This is a genomic window from Streptomyces sp. NPDC045956, from assembly GCF_056430705.1.
Genome location: NZ_JBWKKZ010000006.1, coordinates 452,778 through 474,011, shown reverse-complemented (window position 1 = coordinate 474,011; position 21,234 = coordinate 452,778). Strand labels below are relative to the sequence as shown.

Sequence of the window (21,234 nt, the reverse complement as noted above, 5' to 3'; positions counted from 1 at the left end):
GCATACTCCGAGTTCCGGGGGGAGCACGCGCGTGCGAGACCGCCCCCGGCCGGGTGAACGGGGAATTCTCCCGGTACTTCCGCAAGGGGGAACGTTGCGCAGACATGTGAACAGGGCCGGTGCGGCCACCGTCGCCACGGCGGCGGCCGTGGCCCTCACGGCGGGCCTGACCAGCCCGGCCGTGGCGGCCGGGGACCGGACGCCGGCCTCCGAGGACGGGACGCGGACGGCGTCCCCGGCGAGGTCCGGTGCCGCACCGGCCGCCTCCGGCGCGGCCAGGCACCGCGTCACGCTGATCACCGGCGACCGGGTCGTCGTGGACGCCAAGGGCCGCGTCGTCGGTCTGGAACGGGCCGCGGGGCGGGAGCACATACCCGTCCAGGTCCGCAGGGCGGGCGGGCACACCCTCGTCGTCCCGGCCGACGCGGCCCGCCTGGTCGCCACCGGCAAGCTGGACCAGCGCCTCTTCGACGTCACCGAACTGAGCAGGGCCGCCACCCGCAAGGCGCAGCGGAACGGCCTGAAGGTCATCGTCGGCTACCGGGGCACCGCGGGGGCCACCAAGGCCGACGTCCGCGAGGCGGGCACCCTGCGCCGCACGCTGGCGTCCCTGAACGCCGACGCCGTGCAGACCCCGCACGAGGACGCGCCCGAGCTGTGGGACGCGGTGACCGACGGCGAGAAGACGGCCGCCGGCATCGCGCACGTGTGGCTCGACGGCGTCCGCCGGGCCAGCCTCGACCGGTCCGTCCCGCAGATCGGCGCCCCGAAGGCGTGGGCGGCCGGCTACGACGGCAAGGGCGTGAAGATCGCCGTACTGGACACCGGCGTCGACGCCACCCACCCGGACCTGAAGAACCAGGTCGTCGCGGAGAAGAACTTCTCCGTCTCGATCGACGCCACCGACCGGTACGGCCACGGCACCCACGTCGCCTCCATCGCGGCCGGCACCGGCGCCAAGGCGGGCGCCACCTACAAGGGCGTGGCACCCGGCGCCCGGCTGCTCAACGGCAAGGTGCTCAGCGACGACGGCTTCGGCGACGACTCCGGCATCCTCGCCGGCATGGAGTGGGCGGCCGAGCAGGGCGCCGACATCGTCAACCTCAGCCTCGGCGGTGGGGACACCCCGGCGATCGACCCGCTGGAAGCGCAGGTCAACAAGCTCTCCGCGGAGAAGGGCATCCTCTTCGCCATCGCCGCCGGCAACGAGGGCGAGTTCGGCGACCGGACCGTCGGCTCGCCGGGCAGCGCCGCGGCGGCCCTCACCGTCGGCGCGGTCGACGACAAGGACCGGCTCGCCCCCTTCTCCAGCACCGGCCCAGGCCTGGACGGCGCGGTCAAGCCCGACGTGACGGCCCCCGGCGTGGACATCACCGCCGCCTCCGCCAAGGGCAGCCTCATCGCCCGCGAGGAGGGCGAGAAGCCCGCCGGATACGTCACCATCTCCGGTACGTCGATGGCGACCCCGCACGTCGCGGGCGCCGCGGCGCTCCTCAAGCAGCAGCATCCCGACTGGACGTCCGCCGAGCTGAAGGGCGCGCTGACGGGGTCGGCGAAGGGCGGCGCGTACACGCCCTTCCAGCAGGGTTCGGGCCGCATCCAGGTCGACAAGGCGGTCAAGCAGACCGTGATCGCCGACCCGGTGTCGCTCACCTTCGGCACCCAGCAGTGGCCGCACACCGACGACAAGCCGGTCAGCAAGCAGCTGACCTACCGCAACCTCGGCACCGAGGCCGTCACGCTCAAGCTGACGTCCACCGCCACCGACCCCAAGGGCAAGGCGGCCCCGGCCGGCTTCTTCACGCTGGGCGCCGGCTCGGTCACCGTCCCGGCGGGCGGCAAGGCCTCCGTGGCCCTCACCGCGAACACGAGGCTCGGCGGCACGGTCGACGGCGCCTACGCGGCGTACGTCACGGCGACCGGCGCCGGGCAGACCGTCCGCACCGCCGCCGCCGTGGAACGCGAGGTGGAGTCGTACGACGTCACCCTGAAGGCGCTCGGCCGCGACGGCCGGCCCACCGCGCACTACGAGACCGACCTGACCGGGGTCTCGGGCCTCGCCGCGGACACGTGGCTCACGCCGTACGAGGCCGACGGCTCCGTCACCGTCCGGGTGCCCAAGGGCGGTTACATCCTCAACTCCTCGATCCACGTGAGCGGTGACCCCGAGGTGTGGAAGGGCGCCGACTGGATCGCCCAGCCCAAGCTGAGCGTCACGAAGAACACCACCGTCACCCTGGACGCCCGTACCGCCCGGCCCGTGAACATCACCGTCCCGGACAAGGCGGCGAAGTCCGCGTTCGTGTCGGCGGACTACACGGTCGAGGCGGCCGGCAACTCCTACAGCTACGGCTGGTGGCTGGACTCCTACCAGGGCCTGCGCACCAAGCACCTCGGCCCGCGCACCACCGACGGCTCGCTCAGCCAGCAGTGGGACACGCACTGGACCAAGGGCGCCAAGGAGCAGTACGACACCGTCACCGGCGGCCCGGTCCAGCAGCTCGCCACCGGCTACACCCGGCACTACAAGGCCGGCGAGCTGGCCACCCTCAAGGCCGGCCTCGGTGCCTCCGCGAGCGGCAAGAAGGGCGCCGTCTCCGTGACCGGCTGGCTGCCCGGCGGCACCGGCGGCTCCTCGATCGGCATCGAGCAGTCCCTGCCCGGCACCCGCACCCTGCACCTGTCCACCGGGAACGGCGTGACCTGGGACCTCGGCTTCGAGCAGTACGGAGGCCGGGACGCCGACGGCTTCCCGGTGCTGGAGGCGAACTACGTGTCCGACGCCGCCCAGCGCTACAAGGCGGGCAAGAGCTACTCGGCGACGTTCAACACCGCCGTGTTCGGTCCGCGCCTCACCAAGGACTCGGGCCTGTACCGGGACGGCAACTCCCTCACCGGGATGCTCCCGCTCTTCGCCGACGGCAAGGGCCACCCGGGCTCCTCGGTCTTCACCTCCGTCGCCACCACCCTCTACCGCAACGGCACCAAGGTCGGCTCGAACAAGGACCCGCTGTTCGGCGAGGCCGAGTTCAAGGTCCCGTCCGGTGACGCCGGGTACCGGCTGACGACGTCCGTCAAGCGCTCCGCCAAGGTCGCCGCGGCCTCCAGCCGCATCGACGCGAGCTGGACGTTCCGCTCCAAGAAGACGACCGCCCTCACCAAGCTGCCCGCGTCCACCGCACGCTTCGCCGCCGCCACGGGCCTCGACAGCAAGGTCGCGGCCGGCAAGACGGTCACCGTCCCGGTCACCGTCGAGGGCGCGGCCGCCGGCAGCAACCTCAAGTCCCTGACCGTGCACGTCTCCTACGACCACGGCAAGACCTGGAAGAAGGTCACCGTGAAGAAGGGCAAGATCAGCGTCAAGAACCCGGCGAAGGGGAAGTCGCTCTCCTTCCGCGCCAAGATCGTCGACAAGAAGTCGAACGAGTCGCTGATCTCGATCTACGACGCGTACTACGGCAAGTAGGCCGCGGCACCACCGTCGAGGCCCGGCCGGAGCCCTCGCGGCGCCGGCCGGGCCCTCTCGCCCGGCCGGGTCACCTTGCCCGGCCGGGTCACCTCGGCAGGGTCGCCGCCGCGTCCGTGCCCCAGCTGGCCAGCAGGCGCAGGCCCTCCGCCGACGGGGAGCCCGGCTCGGCGTGGTAGGTCACGAACGCCTGCTCCTCGTCGTCGACCAGGCGGAACGTCTCGAACGACAGCGTCAGGTCGCCGACCAGGGGGTGCCGCATCCGCTTGACGCCGTAGGACTTCTCCTTCACGTCGTGCGTGGCCCACCGCCGCCGGAACTCCTCGCTCTTCACGGACAGCTCGCCGACCAGGGCGGACAGCCTCGGGTCGTCCGGGTGCCGGCCCGCGTCCATGCGCAGGAAGCTCACCATGTCGGACGCCTTCTGGTCCCAGTCCACGAAGAGGTCGCGGTAGTCGGGGTTGAGGAAGACCAGCCGCGCCCAGTTCCGCTCCTCGGCGGGCAGCCTGCCCCAGTCGCCGAAGAGGGCCGCCGCCATCCGGTTCCAGGCGAGGATCTCCGACCGCCGGCCCGTCACGTAGGCGGGCACCGTCTCGATCGACTCCAGCAGCTGGAGCAGCGCCACCCGCACCGGCTGCTGCGCCCGCGCGCCCGCCGTCCGCCTGCGCTGCTGCTTGGGCTTCGCGAGGTGCGTCAGGTGCGCCTGCTCGGCGTCGGACAGCCGCAGGGCCCGGGCGATCGCGTCCAGGACCTCCGCCGACACGTTCCGCCCGTTGCCCTGCTCCAGGCGCGTGTAGTACGCCACCGACACCCCGGCCAGCTGCGCCAGCTCCTCCCGCCGCAGGCCCGGCACCCGGCGGTGCCGCCCGAACGACGGCAGCCCCACGTCCTCCGGCTTCAGCCGGGCCCGCCGGGTGCGCAGGAACTCGCTCAGTTCGGCTCGCCGGTCCAGCTGTCCATCCATGCACTCCAGTATTGCCGCTCGTATTCCCGGTCGTACGCACCTGAGCCTGTCCCCGCCAGTGGTACGCACACCGGTCGTACGCAAAGGCGTGGCCTGGGTGAACGTCGATATCGGAGGCACTCTGGAAGGACCACCCAGACCGCCGTCACGAGACCTCGTCTCGGGAATTCCGGAGAACCCGGCATGACCACTGTCGCCGCATACGCCGCACCCGCCGCCAAGGCTCCGCTGGAGCGGACCACCATCGAGCGGCGCGAGGTGCGCGAGCACGACGTCCTGATCGACATCAAGTTCGCCGGCATCTGCCACTCCGACATCCACCAGGTGCAGGAGGGCTGGGGCGAGGCCATCTTCCCGATGGTCCCCGGCCACGAGATCGCCGGCATCGTCTCCGAGGTGGGCCCCGGCGTCACCAAGTACGCCGTCGGCGACCGCGTCGGCGTCGGCTGCATGGTCGACTCCTGCCGCGAGTGCGACAACTGCAAGGCCGGCCACGAGCAGTACTGCACCGGCGGCAACGTGATGACCTACAACGGCGTCGGCAAGGACGGGGAGCCCACCTACGGCGGCTACTCGCAGAAGATCGTCGTCGACGAGAACTTCGTCCTCGGCATCCCCGAGGGCATCGCGCTGGACGAGGCCGCGCCGCTGCTCTGCGCCGGCGTCACCACCTACTCGCCGCTCCGGCACTGGAACGCCGGCCCCGGCAAGAAGGTCGCCGTCGTCGGCATGGGCGGCCTCGGCCACATGGCCGTCAAGCTCGCGCACGCCCTGGGCGCCGAGGTGACCGTGCTGTCGCAGTCCCTGCGCAAGAAGGACGACGGCCTCAAGCTGGGCGCCGACCACTACTACGCCACCAGCGACCCGGCCACCTTCGAGCAGCTCGACGGCACCTTCGACCTGATCGTCTCGACCGTCTCGGCCCCGCTCGACTTCGGCGCCTACCTCGGCCTGCTCCGCACGGACGGCGCCCTGGTCAACGTGGGCGCCCCCGAGGAGCCCGTCTCCCTCAACCTGTTCACCCTGCTCGGCGGCCGCAAGACCCTCGCCGGGTCCATGATCGGCGGCATCCGGGAGACCCAGGAGATGCTGGACTTCTGCGCCGAGCACGGCATCGGCGCCGAGATCGAGCTGATCGCCGCGTCCGAGGTCAACGAGGCGTACGAGCGGGTCCAGGCGAGCGACGTGCGGTACCGCTTCGTGATCGACGCGGCGACGATCTGACGGGAGCCCGCGAGCGGGGAAAGTTTCTCGCCCGTTCCTGTCACACGGCCGCGACGCCGCGGGTCACACCGCCGTAGACATGACGGCGGACGCCCGGGCGGGCAGGTCACGCACCTGTCCGTCCGGGCGCCCAGACCCCGGGAGCAGCCATGACGTACCCCTCGTCCTCCACCACCCCTTTCCTGGTCACCGGCGGCACCGGCACCCTGGGCCGCCACGTCGTCCCGCTGCTGGGGTCGGCCGGCCACCGGGTGCGGGTCCTCAGCCGGCGCCCCCGCCCCGCCGCGGACGGTGTCACGTACGTCACCGGGGACCTCCTCACCGGCGCGGGTGTCGACGCCGCCGTCGACGGCGTACACACCGTCCTGCACCTGGCCGGCGGTCCCAAGAGCGACGACGAGGCGACCCGCACCCTGCTCCGGGCCGCGTCCGGCGCCGACGTGCGGCACCTCGTGTACATCTCGGTCGTGGGCGCGGACAGCGTGCCGCTGGCGTGGCTGCGCACCAAGCTGGCGTCGGAGCGGGCGCTGGCGGACTCCGGCATACCGTGGACGGTGCTGCGGGCGGCCCAGTTCCACGAGCTGACCCTCACGATGATCGAGAAGATGGCGAAGCTGCCGGTCCTCCCCGTGCCGGGCGGGCTGCGCCTCCAGCCGGTCGACTCGCGCGAGGTCGCGGCCCGCCTGGTCGAACTGGCCCTCGCCGCCCCGGCCGGCCGGGTCCCGGACATGACCGGCCCCGAGGTACTGGACCTGGCCGCCCTGACCCGTTCGTACCGCGCCGTGCACGGCGGTCGTCGGCGCCCGCACCTGCCGGTCCGCGTCCCCGGCAAGGCGGGCCGCGCCTACCGGGCCGGGGCCAACCTCACCCTGGAGGGGGCCCTGACGGGCCGGCTGACGTGGGAGGGGTTCCTGACGGAGCGGGCGGGACGCGGGACGGCCATGGCCGCCGGGCGCCCTGCCTGACTTGCGTGTTCAGCGGCGCCGCAGGGACGGGTCGAGCAGCGCGGGCGGGGTGTCGAACTTCTCGTGCGCGGCCAGGTCGGTGCCCGGCGCGACGATCGCGTCGATCGCGTCGAGGACGTCGGCGGACAGCACGGTGTCGGCGGCGGCCAGCTGCGCGCGCAGGTGCTCCGGGGTGCGGGGGCCGGTGAGCGCGCTGGTCACGGCCGGGTGCGCGGTCACGAACCCGAGCGCGAGCTGGATCAGGGTCAGGCCGGCCTCGTCGGCCACCCGGGCCAGCTGTTCGACGGCGTCCAGCCGGGCCCGGTTGGCGGGCAGCGAGAGGTCGAAGCGCTCCGGCAGGACCGTCGAGCGGTGGGTGGCGGCAGCGCGCCCCGCGCGGACCGCGCCGGACAGCCAGCCCGAGGCCAGCGGGCTCCACACCAGTACGCCGAGGCCGTACTCCTCGGCCACGGGGAGCACGTCGCTCTCGATGCCGCGCTGGAGGATCGAGTAGCTGGGCTGCTCGGTGACGTAGCGGCTCAGACGGTGCTCGCGGGCGGCCCACTGCGCCTGTACGACGCGGTAAGCGGGGAAGGTCGAGGAGCCGAAGTAACGGATCTTCCCCGCGCGCTGCAGGTCGGTCAGCGCCGACAGCGTCTCCTCGTCGGCGGTGGTGGGGTCCCAGCGGTGGATCTGGTACAGGTCGACGTGGTCGACGCCGAGCCGGCGCAGGCTGTTGTCCAGCTCGGTGACCAGCCAGCGGCGGGAGGCGCCGCGGTGGTTGCGCTCGTCGCCCATGGGCATGCAGGCCTTCGTGGCCAGCACGATGTCGTCGCGGCGGCCGGCGACGGCCCTGCCGACCATCTCCTCCGACTCGCCCTCGCCGTACATGTCGGCGGTGTCGATGAGGTTGATCCCGGCGTCGAGGGCGGCGTCGACGAGGGCGGTGGCCTCGTCCTGGGTGGTGCGTCCGATACGGCCGAAGTTCATGGCGCCGAGTGCGAGCGAGCTGACCTGCACGCCGGTGCGGCCCAAGGTGCGGTACTGCATGACGGTGGTCCTCCGTTGTGGGTGGGATGGGGGAGGCGGGGTGGCGGGGTGCGCGACCTGCGGGCACAGGTGTACGTCCGCGTATGGATGGATGTGTTCACGCGTGCACCCGTGTGCACGCTGATATGACGAGGGCATGCCAATGAAGCGTGCGATGCCGATGCTGACGGGTGTCGCGCTCTGGCATGATGTCCAAGTGGAACGCTGTCCCGCTTAACGATACGGAACGGTGTCCCGTTTAGCAACCGTGCGGCGGAGGGAACGACGTGGTGAAGGACGGCGACGAGGCCGCGGAGCACGCGGCCCGGCCCAAGCGGGCGGACGCCCGGCGCAACCAGGAGACCCTGCTCGACGCGGCCGCCGCGGTCTTCGTCGAGTCGGGGGTCGAGGCGCCGGTGCGCGACATCGCGGCCCGGGCCGGTGTGGGCACGGCCACCATCTACCGGCACTTCCCGACCCGGGCCGACCTCATCATCGGCGTCTACCGGCACCAGGTGGAGGCCTGCGCCGAGGCGGGCCCGGCCCTGCTGGCGAGCAGCCCGACCCCGTACGCGGCGCTGGCGCGGTGGATCGACCTCTTCGTGGACTTCCTCGTCACCAAGCACGGCCTCGCCGCCGTGCTCCAGTCCGACAACGCCGGCTTCGAGGCGCTGCACGCCTACTTCCTCGACCGGCTCGTGCCCGTGTGCACCCGGCTCCTCGACGCCGCGACCGCCTCCGGCGAGATCCGCACCGACCTGGAGGCCATCGCCTTCATGCGCGGCGTCGGCAACCTCTGCATCGGCGCGGAGAACGACCCGCGGTACGACGCCCGGAGGCTGGTCGCACTGCTCGTCGCGGGGCTGCGCCACCAGGACTGAGCGGGCTGAGCGGGGTGAACACGGGGGGCGCCTCGGCGGCTGTCCGGCTCCTCGCCCGGTCTTCGCGTGCCGTGCGGCCGTACGGGGGTCGTGGCGGTCTTCGCGTGCCGTGCGGCCGTACGGTCCGTGGCGGTCTTCGCGTGCCGTCGCCCAGCCGTACGGGACGGGTGGGCGTCACCGCCCTTCGCGCAGCCGGACGAGGTACGTCGCGGTCACCGACACGGCGCGGTCGTCGTCGTGGACGAGCTCCGCGAGGGCGCGGGAAGCCGTCGGCCCCGGGATGTCCGCCAGCGCCTGGGTCACCCGTACGCGACCGGGCGCCTCGGTGGCGCCGTCGGCGAGGCGCCCGACGAGCCCGCCCGCGATCCGCTCCGCCGTCGCCTCGTCGCCGGCCAGCACGCTCAGCGCGTCGGCCGCGTCCGTGTCGTTGCGCCCCTCCACGACCATCGCGGTGAGCGTCGGCACGGCATCGGCCACTCCCCGCGCCCCCAGCGCCAGAGCCGCGTGACCGCGGACCACCACGTCCGGGTGCGCGAGGGCCTCCCGCAACCGGGCGGTGGCCCCCTCACCGGGCAGCTCGGCGAGGCACTGGACGGCGCGTTCCCGCACCGCGGCCACCGGGGAGGCGAGGCCCTCCGCCAGCAGCGCCGTACCCGCGCCGCCCGACCGGGCCAGCGCCCACCGCAGGGCGCCGGCGACATTCGTGTCCGTCTCGCTCAGCACCGCTTCGACCAGGGCCTCCACCGGAACCGGCACCTCGTCGACCGAGGAGAGGGCGGCGCGCTGGCGCGCGGCGGCGCTCTTGGACCCCAGGGCCTGGAGGACCGAGACGGCCTGGAGGACGTCCTCCCAGTCGGCGGGCCCCACGGCACCGATCCGGCTGAGCCGTGTCAGCAGCTCGGTCTCGGCCGCGATGCGTTCACGGGTCTGGCGGATGAGGTCGTCGACCAGCGCCGAGGGCGCGAAATCCGGGTCGTCGAGCGCTCGCCCGATCTCCCGCAGCGACAGCCCCAGCGACCGCAGGCTCTCGATGTGGAAGATCCGCCGGATGTCCTCGGCGGCGTACTCCCGGTAACCGGAGCCGGTACGGCCCGAGGGCCGCAGCAGGCCCAGTGACTCGTAGTGCCTGAGCATGCGGGCACTGACCCCGGACCGCCGCGCCACCTCACCGATCAACACCTCCTATCGTCCCTCCCGGCCGGAGCCGCCGAGGGCCACCAGCCGCTTCGCCTCCTCGATCGCGGCCTCGAACCCGGTGTCCGGGTCGCGCAGCAGCCGCTCCGTGGCGAGCGCGTGCGCGCGGACCCCCTCGTCCGGGGCCGCCGCCGCGGCGCGCAGGGCCGGCGGCACGGCGTCGCCCAGCGCGACCAGCGCCCGGCTGAGGCTCCGCTGCGTGTCCCGCCCGCCGCGCCCGAGCTGCGTCGCGAGCGCCGACGCCAGGGCGGCCTCCTCGCCCTCCGGGACGAGCACGACGGCCGCCCGCCAGGCGCTCCGGGCCACCTCGTCGTCGGCGTCGGCCAGGAGGGCGCCGGTGATCGCCGGCCACGCCCGCCGGTCCCCGATCTTGGACAGGGAGTGCAGCGCCTGGCTCTGGGCCTGCGCCCGCTCGGACCCGACCTCCCGCAGCAGCAAGGGAAGCGTCGAGGACACCGGATGGCGGGTGAGTGCCCAGGTCAGCATGTCGCGGACGAAGAACTCCGGCTCGACGGCGCAGCGCTCGACCAGCGGGCCGACGAAGCGCGGGTCCGGGGTCGTACCGACGGCCAGCGCCGCCCGCAGCCGTACGGACGGACGGTCGTCCTCCAGGGCCCGCAGCGCGCTCGGCACGTCCGGGGCCGGTGTCGTGGTCATGGGAAGAACCACCTCCTGGCGGACAGTGAAGGCCTTGCCACCGTGTCAAGGTCAACCCCGCCGTCCCCGCCGCCCCCGCCGCCCCCGCCGCACGCCCCCCGCCGGCGGACGGGTGCGGAATCACGCGGAGCCGTCCCGTGTTGACACAGGTCGGACGGGATGCGGGCGTGTGCTGAGCAACCCGGGTGACCCGGCTGACAGGAATGGGAGGGCCGCAATGGCTGCGCAGACACAGAGGGCCGTACTCGCGGGCGGATGCTTCTGGGGCATGGAAGAGCTGATCCGCCGGCTTCCGGGCGTGACCGCGACCCGCGTCGGTTACACCGGCGGCGACGTGCCGAACGCGACGTACCGCGATCACGGCACGCACGCGGAGGCCATCGAGATCCTCTACGACCCCGAGCGGACCGACTACCGCGCGCTCCTGGAGTTCTTCTTCCAGATCCACGACCCGAGCACGAAGAACCGCCAGGGCAACGACATCGGCCTCAGCTACCGCTCGGCGATCTACTACGTGGACGACGAGCAGAAGCGGATCGCCGAGGACACGATCGCGGACGTGGACGCCTCCGGCCTGTGGCCCGGCAAGGTCGTCACCGAGGTCGAGCCGGTCGGCCCCTTCTGGGAGGCCGAGCCCGAGCACCAGGACTACCTCCAGCGCTACCCCGAGGGGTACACCTGCCACTTCCCGCGCCCGGGATGGCGGCTGCCCGCCCGCACCGAGGGCTGACCGCCGGGCGGCCCGGCGGGCGCTCCTCGGGGCCGCCCACCGGCGCACCCTCAGTGGGGAAGCGTCGCCGGGCTGCCGCCGTTCGCCTCGTAGCCCGCCACCGCCATCGCGCGGTAGACCGCGAACTCCCCGGCCGGATCGGGCGACAGGGTCCAGGGGAGGGCGCCGACGTGGCCGTCGATGGCGACTATCTGGTTCATGGCCTCGGCCCAGCGCTCGCCGCGGACCAGGAAGAACACCAGCAGATGGCGGACGTGCGCCTGCATCGGGTCGTCGGGGCGGGCCGAGTGCACCGCGTGCAGCGCGCCGTGGACCGCCTTGGTGACGACCTCGCTCTGGTAGAAACCGCTGACCAGGTTGACCTCGGGCAGGTGCTCGAAGACCGCGAACAGCGGCATCGCCGCGAGGAGTGAGCCCTGCGGCGCGCGGGCCGCGGCGGCCTCCGCGAAGGAGTACGCCAGCTCCCGGGAGCCGTGCCACTTCTCGCACCAGTAGTGCAGGGCGGCCAGGTGCGCCCCCATGTGGTTCGGAGCGCGGTCGAGGATCTTCAGCCAGAGCTGCTCGAACTCCTCGCGCGGATAGCCGAGGCCACGGGCCACCGACAGCTCCACGATGTACGGGACCGGGTCGCCGGGGGCGAGCAGCGCCGCCTCCGAGCAGGCCGCCCTGGCCTCCTCCATGATGATCCGGAAGTCGTCCGTACCGGGCGTCGCCGTCCGCCACGCCTGCTGCACCAGGAACTCCGCGTGCACGGCCGCGCCGCCCGCGTCCTTCGGGACCTCCGCCCGCCACACCCGCAGCCACTGGCCGCCCGGTGCCTCGCCGACACCGCCCGGCCGCTGCGACAGCTCCAGGGACGCGGCACCCGCGAAGGCCTGAACCCGCTGCCAGCGCCGCTCGCCCTCGGCCTCCGTACCGGCCAGCAGCTGCTGCGCCCCCCGGTAGTCCTGCGTGCGCTGCACCAGGTCCAGGACGTCCAGCAGGTCGTGGTCGGGGCCGGGCATGCGGATGTCCAGCTCCTCCTCGCGGGCGAAGCCGTAGTTCGCGGGGTCCGCCGCGTCCGGGTGGCCGGGGGGCACCAGGCCGACCGCGCTCCGCCGGCGCCGCGAGATTTGGAGCAGCACGAAGCCCAGCATGACCAGCGCCATCAGCACCCAGAGAATCTCCATGTCTCAAGCGAACCAGACGGCGCCGACAATTGGCCAACCTGCGCCCCGACCCTGTGGAAAACGCGCGGAGGCGTCCGCGCCGCTACCCTCGGTGCCCATGAGCGACAGGCACATCAGTCAGCACTTCGAGACGCTCGCGATCCACGCGGGCAACACCGCCGATCCGCAGACCGGCGCGGTCGTCCCGCCGATCTACCAGGTGTCGACGTACAAGCAGGACGGCGTCGGCGGCCTGCGCGGCGGCTACGAGTACAGCCGCAGCGCCAACCCGACCCGCACGGCCCTGGAGGAGAACCTCGCCGCCCTGGAGGGCGGCCGTCGCGGCCTCGCCTTCGCGTCCGGACTGGCGGCCGAGGACTGCCTGTTGCGTACGCTGCTGCGTCCCGGCGACCACGTGGTCATCCCGAACGACGCCTACGGCGGCACGTTCCGGCTCTTCGCCAAGGTCGCCACCCGGTGGGGCGTGGAATGGTCGGTGGCCGACACGAGCGACCCCGCCGCCGTACGGGCCGCCCTCACCCCGAAGACCAAGGCCGTGTGGGTGGAGACGCCCTCCAACCCGCTGCTCGGCATCACCGACATCGCCGCCGTCGCCCAGGTCGCCCGCGACGCCGGCGCCCGGCTGGTCGTCGACAACACCTTCGCCACGCCGTACCTCCAGCAGCCGCTGGCCCTCGGCGCGGACGTCGTCGTGCACTCCCTGACCAAGTACATGGGCGGCCACTCCGACGTCGTCGGCGGTGCGCTCGTCGTGGGCGACCAGGAGCTGGGGGAGGAGCTGGCGTTCCACCAGAACGCGATGGGCGCCGTCGCCGGGCCCTTCGACTCCTGGCTGGTCCTGCGCGGCACCAAGACGCTCGCGGTCCGCATGGACCGGCACAGCGAGAACGCCGGCAAGGTCGCCGACATGCTCAGCCGGCACGCGCGCGTGTCGAGCGTGCTGTACCCGGGACTGCCGGAGCACCCGGGCCACGAGGTCGCCGCCAAGCAGATGAAGGCCTTCGGCGGCATGGTGTCCTTCCGCGTCGAGGGCGGCGAGGAGGCGGCCGTCGAGGTGTGCAACCGCGCGCAGGTGTTCACGCTGGGCGAGTCCCTGGGCGGTGTCGAGTCGCTGATCGAGCACCCGGGCCGGATGACGCACGCCTCCGCGGCCGGCTCGGCCCTGGAGGTGCCCGGCGACCTGGTGCGCCTGTCGGTCGGCATCGAGAACGTCGACGACCTGCTCGCCGACCTCCAGCAGGCGCTCGGCTAGGACGTCGCCCCCGGCGGGCTCACCAGCCCTCCCAGCCCGTCACGGGTGGGGTCGTCTCCGACGGCGGCTCCACCCAGGGCCGGACGGTCAGCGCCCACACCGCGAACGCCACGGCGGCCGCGCACAGCACCAGCCACAGCAGACGGCGGGCTGCGGTCCTGCGCCGCAGCATCCGCCCGCCCCGGCGCACGGCGTCCGCGTGCAGTCCCGGCGGTACCCGCGGGGGCGACTGCTCCATGATCCGCCGCGCCGCGGCCTCACGCTGCGGGCGGTTCACGGGCGCCTCCCCGGGGTCCTCCGACGCGCGCGCGTGGGCGTCACGGCGTCGCCGCCTTCGCTTCCGCCGGCACCGGGCGGGCCGGTGCGGCGGGCGGGTGCAGCAGCGTGGCCGTCGCGCGGTCGCAGACGGTCCGGACGCGTTCCACCGGCAGACCCAGCAGGGCGGCCGCCTGCTCCTCGGCGACGCCCTCGTAGAGCCTGAGCACCAGGATCAGGCGCTCCTGCGGGGCGAGGCCGCGCAGCGGGCCTGCGGGCGGCCTGCGGGTCCGGCCCAGGCCGCCGCCGTACCGGTGCCGGAGTTCGTGGGCGAAGCGGCCGGCCAGGTACTGGCGGGCCCGGTCGTAGGGGTCCTCGCCGCGCAGCCGGTCCCAGGACGCGTACGTGTGCGCCAGGGAGAGCGCCAGCAGGCGCCGCGCGCGCGGGTTGTCGGCCGGCGGCTCGGCCGTGAGCAGGGTGGCGGCATGCAGCAGCCGTCCCGCCGCGCCCGCGACGAACGCCTCGAACTCCCGGGCCCGGCGGGCACCCTGCGAGGCCTGCCGTTCTCGCACCGCGCCTCCCGCCCGGGGGCGGCTCCGAGTCCCGTACGACGACCCCCTGGGTCTCATATCAGGCCAGGGGCGGCACGCCGGTCAAGAGTCCGGTACGAACGGTCCGGGAAAGGCGCTGCGGACCGGCGGGAGCGGGAGCGGGCCGGTGGTGGCGGGTGCAGGCGCGTGGAAGCGTACGAAGGCCGGTGGACGGCGGCTCAGGAGGCCGTCGGCGCCTCCTGGCCCGCCGCGCCCGTCGGGGCCATACGGGCGGACAGGGCGCCGTTGAAGCGCGTCAGGAGCGTGCAGAACGCCTCGCGCTCCTCGGGCGCCCAGTCGTGGGTCAGTTCGGCCATGAGCAGGCGCCGGGAGGACCGGACCTCCTCCAGCCGCGACTCACCGCGCGGGGAGAGCTGGAGCACCACCGCGCGCCCGTCCTCGGGGTGCGAGGTCCGCTTGACGAGTCCGGTGTCGACGAGCGGGGCCACCTGCCGGGTGACCGTCGAGGAGTCGATCCCCATGCTCGCGGCGAGCGCCTTGACGCCCATCGGGCCCTCTTTGTCGAGGCGGTTGAGCAGCAGGTAGGCGGCGCGGTCCATGGAGTTGCGCACCTGGCCGACCCCGCCGAGCCGGGTCTGTTCGGCACGACGGGCGAACAGCGCCACCTCGTGCTGGAGCGTCTCGAGAAGACCGGTGTCACCGGCGGTCGTCATGTCCATCGACATTTCAGGTGTTGTGGGCATGGCCGGGGGCTCACTTCGTGGAGGGCTGCTAATTGGGGGACAGGGTACGCGGCCGGGCGGCGAGGCGTACCGGCGCTGGGCAAAGCGGGTCTCGGAGGTTGGTCACAACGGTCTTCGGCGCCCGTGGACTGCGATGCTGGAGGTATGAGCTACAGCACGGCCGCCCTCGTCGGACCCGTCACCCTCGACGACGTGCGCGGGGCGCAGAAGATGCTCTCGGGCGTGGCGCGGGTGACGGCGATGGAGGGTAGCAGGCACCTGTCCCAGCTGGTCGGCGCCCCCGTCCACCTCAAGTGCGAGAACCTCCAGCGCACGGGCTCCTTCAAACTGCGCGGCGCCTACGTCAGGATCGCCGGGCTGCTGCCCGAGCAGCGGGCCGCCGGAGTGGTCGCGGCGAGCGCGGGCAACCACGCGCAGGGCGTGGCCCTGGCCTCCTCGCTGCTCGGCGTGCGCGCCACGGTGTTCATGCCGAAGGGCGCCCCGCTGCCGAAGATCAGCGCGACCCGGGAGTACGGCGCCGAGGTGCGGCTGCACGGCCAGGTCGTCGACGAGACGCTGGCCGCCGCGCAGGAGTACGCGGAGCGCACCGGCGCGGTGTTCATCCACCCCTTCGACCATCCGGACGTCATCGCGGGCCAGGGCACCGTCGGGCTGGAGGTGCTGGAGCAGTGCCCCGAGGTGCGGACGGTCGTGGTCGGCATCGGCGGGGGAGGCCTGGCGGCCGGGATCGCGGTCGCGGTGAAGGCGCTGCGGCCGGATGTCCGGATCGTGGGCGTGCAGGCCGAGGGTGCGGCGGCGTACCCGCCGTCCCTGGCGGCCGGGCGTCCGGTGGCCGTCGAGCACCCGGCGACGATGGCCGACGGCATCAAGGTGGGGCGGCCCGGCGACGTCCCGTTCCGGATCGTCGGCGACCTGGTGGACGAGGTCCGCACGGTATCCGAGGACGAGCTGTCCACCGCTCTGCTGCTCTGTCTGGAGCGGGCCAAACTGGTCGTGGAGCCGGCCGGGGCGAGTCCGGTGGCGGCGCTGCTCAGCGCCCCGGACGCCTTCGAGGGACCCGTCGTGGCGGTGCTGTCCGGCGGGAACGTGGACCCGGTGCTGATGCAGGGCGTGCTGCGGCACGGCATGGCGGCCCAGGGCCGCTACCTGGCGGTCCGGCTGCGCCTGACGGACCGGCCGGGCGCGCTCGCCACGCTGCTCGGGGTGCTGTCCGTGGTCGACGCCAACGTCCTCGACGTGAGTCACGTGCGGACCGATCCGCGGCTCGGGCTCACGGAGGCGGAGGTCGAGCTGCACCTGGAGACCAAGGGCCCGGAGCACTGCGCCGAGGTCGGCCGGGCGCTGCACGAGGCGGGCTACCCCGTCATCGGCTGACGCGCTTCCCCCGCCATCGGCTGACGCGCCCCCCGTCGTCGGCCGACGCCCCCGGCGACCGCCCGCGGTCCGCCGTTCACTCGTTCGAGGCAGTTCGCCCTGATGCCTGGTGGCACGCGATATATCGCGTTATGGTGTGTCGTAATTCGCTCGCTGAGCGCGGCGAACCGTACAAACCTAGGCTTTGCGAAGAATCCCCGACGACGTGGAGACTCATATGCCAGGCGCCATCTACGCCGAAGGCCTGGTGAAGACCTTCGGTGACGTAAGGGCTCTGGACGGCGTCGATCTGGACGTCCCCGAGGGGACGGTCCTCGGTCTGCTCGGACCGAACGGCGCGGGCAAGACCACCGCCGTGCGCTGCCTGACGACCCTGCTCCGCCCCGACAGCGGCAAGGCGGTCGTCGCGGGCATCGACGTGCTCAGGCACCCCAACGAGGTGCGGCGCTCGATCGGCCTCTCCGGCCAGTTCGCCGCGGTCGACGAGTACCTGACCGGCCGGGAGAACCTTCAGATGGTCGGCCAGCTCTACCAGATGCGCGCCAAGGCCGCGAAGGTCCGGGCCCGCGAGCTGCTCGACCAGTTCCACCTCACGGACGCGGCCGACCGTCCCACGAAGACCTACTCGGGGGGCATGCGCCGCCGCCTCGACCTCGCGGCGGCCCTGGTCGTCTCCCCGCCCGTCATGTTCATGGACGAACCGACGACCGGCCTCGACCCGCGCAACCGGCAGGAGCTGTGGGAGGTCATCAAGCAGCTCGTCTCCGGCGGGACCACCCTGCTGCTGACCACGCAGTACCTGGAGGAGGCCGACCACCTCGCGCACGACATCGCGGTCGTCGACCACGGGCGTGTCATCGCCCGCGGCACCTCCGACCAGCTCAAGGCCCGGACCGGCGGCGAGCGCGTCGAGGTCGTGGTCCACGAGCGGGGGCACATGCCGACGGCGGCCGAGATCCTCGCCGGCTTCGGCAAGGGCCCCACCACCGTCGAGGAGCACACCCGCAAGCTCACCGTCCCCGTCACCGGCGGCGCCAAGCTGCTCGCCGAGGTCATCCGCGAACTCGACGTCCGCGGCATCGAGATCGACGACATCGGCCTGCGCCGCCCCACCCTCGACGACGTCTTCCTCTCCCTCACCGGCCACGTGGCCGAGACCGCGACCACCGAGGGCGGCGAGCAGGGCCCGGCCTCCGGCGCCGGCCGCGCGGACGAGAAGGAGACCGCCCAGTGAGTACCGCCACCACCGACACCGAGCGGTTCACGGCGACCACCCACCCCATCGGCCAGTCCGTCCGGGACTCCCTGGTCATCGCCCGCCGCAACCTGATCCGGATGACCAGGATCCCCGAGATGGTCCTGTTCGGGGTCGTCCAGCCGGTGATGTTCGTGGTCCTGTTCACGTACGTCTTCGGCGGTTCGATGCGCATCGGGAACTCCACCGACCCGGACGTCTACAAGGACTTCCTGATGGCGGGCATCTTCGCGCAGACCGTCACCTTCGCCACCGCCGGGTCCGCGGCCGGTATCGCCGACGACATGCAGAAGGGGCTCGTCGACCGCTTCCGCTCCCTGCCCATGGCCCGCGGCGCGGTGCTGACCGGCCGCACCGTCGCCGACCTCGTGCAGACCGCCATCACCCTGCTCGTGCTCGCGATCGTCGCGCTGATCGTGGGCTGGCGCACCGGCTCCGCCGAGCCGACCACCGCGGTACGCATCCTCGCCGGCTTCGCCCTGCTCCTCCTCCTCGGCTACGCCTTCACCTGGATCGGAGCGCTCATCGGCCTGTCCGTGCGCACCCCCGAGGCGGCGACCTCGGGAGGGATCATCTGGCTGTTCCCGGTGACGTTCGTCTCGAACGCCTTCGTGGACTCCAGCCAGATGACCCCCTGGCTCCGGCACATCGCCGAGTGGAACCCCTTCAGCGCCACGGTGCAGGCCTGCCGGGAGCTGTTCGGCAACCCGGGTGTCGTGCAGTCCGACGCCTGGCCCATGCAGCATCCCGTCTGGGCCTCGGTGATCTGGTCCGTCCTGATCGTCGTGGTCTTCCGGACGCTGGCGGTGCGCAAGTACCGGTCGGCCTCCGCATGACGAAGCCCCCGGCGTCGTCGGACGCCGGGGGCCGTCGCGGACGGGCCGGGGAGACCGGCCGGGCCGCCGGGTCAGCCGTTGTAGGGCTCGGCCTTGAGGATCTTCACGGAGGCCGGCTTGCCGTTGGGCAGCTCGTACTGCGCGTCCTCGCCGACCTTGTGGCCGAGCACGCCCGAGCCCAGCGGGGACTGCGGCGAGTAGGTCTCGATGTCCGAGCTCGCGTACTCGCGCGAGGCGAGCAGGAAGGTCAGCGTGTCGTCCTCGTCACCGTCGAAGGCGATCGTGACGACCATGCCGGGGGCCACCGAGCCGTTCGCGGCCGGGGCCTCGCCCACCTTGGCGCTCTCCAGCAGCTGGGTCAGCTGGCGCACACGGAGCTCCTGCTTGCCCTGCTCCTCCTTCGCCGCGTGGTACCCGCCGTTCTCGCGCAGGTCCCCCTCCTCACGCGCGGCGGCGATCTTGGCAGAGATCTCGGTGCGCGCGGGACCAGTAAGGTATTCAAGCTCCTCCTTGAGCTTGTTGTACGCCTCCTGGGTCAGCCAGGTGACGTTCTCGCTGGTCTGGGTCACGGGTGCTCCTCGTTGGTACAGGGAATACAAATCAACGCCCTACCCAGAAGGATGTTCCTTCACGGAAGGGCGAAACCACGAGCCTAACAATTCGGTGGCCAAAGGGGGAGGACATAAGCCACCAGATTCCTGTCCCCGCAGGTCAGTGGCGGTGGATTCGCGCGGGCGGGCCTCGCGCGGTCAGCCCGCGTGGCAGCCGAGCAGCTCGGCGGACGTGCCCGCGGCCTTCGTCCGCAGCGTGACGACCCGGTCGATACGCGTGTCGTCCCCGTCGAAGCGGAAGTCCGCCCGGCCCACCTCGTCGCCGTCCTCCGCCTGGGAGCGGACGGTGCAGTAGCCGGTCACCCCGGCGTCCTTGCGGACCTCCAGGTGCACCTGCACCGAGTCCTCGGCGAGCTCGAAACCGATCAGCTCACCGCTGATCTTGTTCTGACCGACGTAGTGGTAGCCGAACCAGCCGATCACCGCGAGCAGGACGGCACCGAGCACGGCGCCGACGATCTTGAGGGTGCGGTCGGCCCGTTCGTCCGAGGAGCGGCCGTAGCGGCTCTCGGGCGGGCGTGTGCTCGCCGTGCTCATGATCGTCCTCTCGGCGGGAGCCGGACCTGCCGGGCTCCGGAATTATTCCGCCCCCGATTCGGTCACTATAGAAGCCGCCCGCCCGCCCCCGACCGCCGCCCCTCGACGAGGCCCCCGCGGGGCGGCACCCACTGGATTGCGCCGACCTACCAGGGCGCCGACCGACCGAGGATTGAGTCTTGACTGACCAGCTGCGACTGATGGCCGTCCACGCCCACCCCGACGACGAGTCGAGCAAGGGCGCGGCCACCATGGCGAAGTACGTGTCCGAGGGGGTGGACGTGCTGGTCGTGACCTGCACGGGCGGGGAGCGCGGCTCCATCCTCAACCCCAAGCTCCAGGGTGACGCCTACATCGAGGAGCACATCCACGAGGTGCGCAAGAAGGAGATGGACGAGGCCCGGGAGATCCTGGGCGTCAAGCAGGAGTGGCTCGGCTTCGTCGACTCCGGGCTGCCCGAGGGCGACCCGCTGCCGCCCCTGCCGGAGGGCTGCTTCGCCCTGGAGGACGTCGACAAGGCGGCCGGGGAGCTGGTGCGCAAGATCCGCTCCTTCCGCCCCCAGGTGATCACCACCTACGACGAGAACGGCGGCTACCCCCACCCCGACCACATCATGACCCACAAGATCACGATGGTGGCCTTCGAGGGCGCGGCGGACACCGCGAAGTACCCGGAGGCGGAGTACGGACCGGCGTACCAGCCGGTGAAGGTGTACTACAACCAGGGCTTCAACCGCCCCCGCACCGAGGCGCTGCACAACGCGCTGCTGGAACGCGGCCTGGAGTCCCCCTACGGGGACTGGCTCAAGCGCTGGTCGGAGTTCGAGCGCAAGGAGCGCACGCTCACCACGCATGTGCCGTGCGCCGACTTCTTCGAGATCCGCGACAAGGCGCTGATCGCGCACGCCACGCAGATCGACCCCGACGGGGGCTGGTTCCGGGTGCCGATGGAGATCCAGAAGGAGGTCTGGCCCACCGAGGAGTACGAGCTCGCCAAGTCCCTCGTGGACACTTCCCTCCCCGAGGACGACCTCTTCGCGGGCGTCCGGGACAATGCCTGACATGAGTGCAAGCGCAAGCCTGGCAATGACGCACCTCGTCACCCTCGCCGAACTCGACGAGGACAAGGTCACCCCCGGCGTCCTCGGCTTCATCGTCTTCGCGGTGATGGCCCTGGCGGTGTGGGGCCTGATGCGGTCCATGAGCCGCCACATGGGCAAGGTGGACTTCAAGGAGGCACCCGAACCGGAGGCGGAGGCCTCCGGCCGGGCGGAACCGCAGAAGGGCTGACGCGGGCGGGGCCCGGCCCGGGCGTGGAGCCCGCCGCCGGCGGGAGGTGCGCTCCCACCCCGGCCCGGGTCCTCCCGGGCCCGGGCGGGGGACCGACCCGCGACCGCCACGCCGGTGCCGGCACCGCCCGCGGTCACCCCGGCACCGCCACCCCCATCACCTCGCGGGCCTGGGGGGGGGGGGGGGGGGGGGGGGGGGGGGGGGGGGGGGGGGGGGGGGGGGGGGGGGAAGGGTACGAAGCGGAAGGAAAAGGGGGCAAGAAGCATCTCCCC

At 72.7% G+C, this 21,234-nt stretch carries 21 protein-coding genes; 11 read left to right on the top strand and 10 right to left on the bottom strand.

The window, feature by feature from the left end:
- Nucleotides 1-94 precede the first annotated feature (94 nt).
- Nucleotides 95-3,466, top strand: coding sequence for a S8 family peptidase (locus tag AC07FV_RS19105; RefSeq protein ID WP_479088590.1), 3,372 nt, complete (start codon nucleotides 95-97; stop codon nucleotides 3,464-3,466).
- A gap of 88 nt (nucleotides 3,467-3,554) precedes the next feature.
- Here the strand turns inward: AC07FV_RS19105 and AC07FV_RS19100 are convergent, their stop codons facing one another.
- Nucleotides 3,555-4,430: a helix-turn-helix domain-containing protein gene (locus AC07FV_RS19100; RefSeq protein ID WP_479088589.1), complete on the bottom strand. Its 876-nt coding sequence runs from the start codon at nucleotides 4,428-4,430 to the stop codon at nucleotides 3,555-3,557.
- A 183-nt stretch (nucleotides 4,431-4,613) separates the two neighbouring features.
- Between AC07FV_RS19100 and AC07FV_RS19095 the strand changes: the two genes are divergently transcribed.
- Together AC07FV_RS19095 and AC07FV_RS19090 are read left to right on the top strand one after the other, a co-directional pair.
- On the top strand, nucleotides 4,614-5,654 hold the full coding sequence (locus AC07FV_RS19095) for an NAD(P)-dependent alcohol dehydrogenase (RefSeq protein ID WP_479088588.1): 1,041 nt from the start codon (nucleotides 4,614-4,616) through the stop codon (nucleotides 5,652-5,654).
- A 149-nt stretch (nucleotides 5,655-5,803) separates the two neighbouring features.
- Nucleotides 5,804-6,619, top strand: a complete 816-nt coding sequence (locus AC07FV_RS19090; RefSeq protein WP_479088587.1) for an SDR family oxidoreductase — start codon at nucleotides 5,804-5,806, stop codon at nucleotides 6,617-6,619.
- 9 nt (nucleotides 6,620-6,628) lie between these two features.
- Here the strand turns inward: AC07FV_RS19090 and AC07FV_RS19085 are convergent, their stop codons facing one another.
- Nucleotides 6,629-7,648 carry an aldo/keto reductase gene (locus tag AC07FV_RS19085; RefSeq protein ID WP_479088586.1) on the bottom strand — a complete coding sequence of 340 codons (1,020 nt, stop codon included), beginning with the start codon at nucleotides 7,646-7,648 and terminating at the stop codon, nucleotides 6,629-6,631.
- A gap of 269 nt (nucleotides 7,649-7,917) precedes the next feature.
- On the opposite strand from AC07FV_RS19085, the gene AC07FV_RS19080 reads away from it, so the two are divergent.
- On the top strand, nucleotides 7,918-8,508 hold the full coding sequence (locus tag AC07FV_RS19080; RefSeq protein WP_479088614.1) for a TetR/AcrR family transcriptional regulator: 591 nt from the start codon (nucleotides 7,918-7,920) through the stop codon (nucleotides 8,506-8,508).
- A gap of 174 nt (nucleotides 8,509-8,682) precedes the next feature.
- On the opposite strand, the gene AC07FV_RS19075 is transcribed toward AC07FV_RS19080, so the two are convergent.
- On the bottom strand, nucleotides 8,683-9,687 hold the full coding sequence (locus AC07FV_RS19075) for a MerR family transcriptional regulator (protein WP_479088585.1): 1,005 nt from the start codon (nucleotides 9,685-9,687) through the stop codon (nucleotides 8,683-8,685).
- Nucleotides 9,688-9,690: 3 nt separating this feature from the next.
- Nucleotides 9,691-10,359, bottom strand: a complete 669-nt coding sequence (locus AC07FV_RS19070) for a HEAT repeat domain-containing protein (protein WP_479088584.1) — start codon at nucleotides 10,357-10,359, stop codon at nucleotides 9,691-9,693.
- Nucleotides 10,360-10,576: 217 nt separating this feature from the next.
- Here AC07FV_RS19070 and msrA point away from each other — a divergent pair, with 217 nt between their 5' ends.
- Nucleotides 10,577-11,089 (top strand): peptide-methionine (S)-S-oxide reductase MsrA, encoded by a 513-nt coding sequence (gene msrA, locus AC07FV_RS19065; protein WP_383648169.1) that lies wholly within the window; start codon nucleotides 10,577-10,579, stop codon nucleotides 11,087-11,089.
- 50 nt (nucleotides 11,090-11,139) lie between these two features.
- On the opposite strand, the gene AC07FV_RS19060 is transcribed toward msrA, so the two are convergent.
- Nucleotides 11,140-12,258: a hypothetical protein gene (locus AC07FV_RS19060; RefSeq protein WP_479088583.1), complete on the bottom strand. Its 1,119-nt coding sequence runs from the start codon at nucleotides 12,256-12,258 to the stop codon at nucleotides 11,140-11,142.
- Between the two features lie 97 nt (nucleotides 12,259-12,355).
- On the opposite strand from AC07FV_RS19060, the gene AC07FV_RS19055 reads away from it, so the two are divergent.
- Complete coding sequence (locus AC07FV_RS19055) at nucleotides 12,356-13,510, top strand: cystathionine gamma-synthase (RefSeq protein WP_479088582.1); 1,155 nt, start codon at nucleotides 12,356-12,358, stop codon at nucleotides 13,508-13,510.
- A gap of 19 nt (nucleotides 13,511-13,529) precedes the next feature.
- On the opposite strand, the gene AC07FV_RS19050 is transcribed toward AC07FV_RS19055, so the two are convergent.
- The 3 genes from AC07FV_RS19050 to AC07FV_RS19040 form a co-directional block, all read right to left on the bottom strand.
- Nucleotides 13,530-13,787, bottom strand: a complete 258-nt coding sequence (locus AC07FV_RS19050) for a hypothetical protein (RefSeq protein WP_479088581.1) — start codon at nucleotides 13,785-13,787, stop codon at nucleotides 13,530-13,532.
- Nucleotides 13,788-13,827: 40 nt separating this feature from the next.
- Nucleotides 13,828-14,337 carry a sigma factor-like helix-turn-helix DNA-binding protein gene (locus tag AC07FV_RS19045; protein WP_479088580.1) on the bottom strand — a complete coding sequence of 170 codons (510 nt, stop codon included), beginning with the start codon at nucleotides 14,335-14,337 and terminating at the stop codon, nucleotides 13,828-13,830.
- Between the two features lie 197 nt (nucleotides 14,338-14,534).
- Nucleotides 14,535-15,041 (bottom strand): MarR family winged helix-turn-helix transcriptional regulator, encoded by a 507-nt coding sequence (locus AC07FV_RS19040; protein ID WP_356604718.1) that lies wholly within the window; start codon nucleotides 15,039-15,041, stop codon nucleotides 14,535-14,537.
- Nucleotides 15,042-15,203: 162 nt separating this feature from the next.
- Here AC07FV_RS19040 and ilvA point away from each other — a divergent pair, with 162 nt between their 5' ends.
- From ilvA to AC07FV_RS19025, 3 genes are all read left to right on the top strand, one after another.
- Entirely contained in the window at nucleotides 15,204-16,433 is a 1,230-nt protein-coding gene (gene ilvA / locus AC07FV_RS19035) for a threonine ammonia-lyase (RefSeq protein ID WP_383648179.1), read from the top strand.
- Nucleotides 16,434-16,650: 217 nt separating this feature from the next.
- The gene (locus AC07FV_RS19030) at nucleotides 16,651-17,667 is read left to right on the top strand and encodes an ATP-binding cassette domain-containing protein (RefSeq protein WP_479088579.1); all 1,017 of its coding nucleotides are present in this window, start codon (nucleotides 16,651-16,653) and stop codon (nucleotides 17,665-17,667) included.
- Nucleotides 17,664-18,524 (top strand): ABC transporter permease, encoded by an 861-nt coding sequence (locus AC07FV_RS19025; protein ID WP_479088578.1) that lies wholly within the window; start codon nucleotides 17,664-17,666, stop codon nucleotides 18,522-18,524. Before AC07FV_RS19030 ends, AC07FV_RS19025 begins: the two co-directional genes overlap by 4 nt.
- A gap of 71 nt (nucleotides 18,525-18,595) precedes the next feature.
- Here AC07FV_RS19025 and greA read toward each other — a convergent pair whose 3' ends face one another.
- Both greA and AC07FV_RS19015 read right to left on the bottom strand, forming a co-directional pair.
- Complete coding sequence (gene greA / locus AC07FV_RS19020; protein WP_383648185.1) at nucleotides 18,596-19,093, bottom strand: transcription elongation factor GreA; 498 nt, start codon at nucleotides 19,091-19,093, stop codon at nucleotides 18,596-18,598.
- 180 nt (nucleotides 19,094-19,273) lie between these two features.
- Nucleotides 19,274-19,672 (bottom strand): DUF4307 domain-containing protein, encoded by a 399-nt coding sequence (locus tag AC07FV_RS19015; RefSeq protein ID WP_479088577.1) that lies wholly within the window; start codon nucleotides 19,670-19,672, stop codon nucleotides 19,274-19,276.
- Nucleotides 19,673-19,851: 179 nt separating this feature from the next.
- Between AC07FV_RS19015 and mca the strand changes: the two genes are divergently transcribed.
- Both mca and AC07FV_RS19005 read left to right on the top strand, forming a co-directional pair.
- A complete protein-coding gene (mca, locus tag AC07FV_RS19010; protein WP_356604049.1) occupies nucleotides 19,852-20,733 on the top strand; it encodes a mycothiol conjugate amidase Mca in 882 nt (293 codons plus the stop codon).
- On the top strand, nucleotides 20,726-20,962 hold the full coding sequence (locus AC07FV_RS19005; RefSeq protein WP_479088576.1) for a hypothetical protein: 237 nt from the start codon (nucleotides 20,726-20,728) through the stop codon (nucleotides 20,960-20,962). The genes mca and AC07FV_RS19005 overlap by 8 nt, the downstream gene beginning before the upstream one ends.
- Nucleotides 20,963-21,234 lie beyond the last annotated feature (272 nt).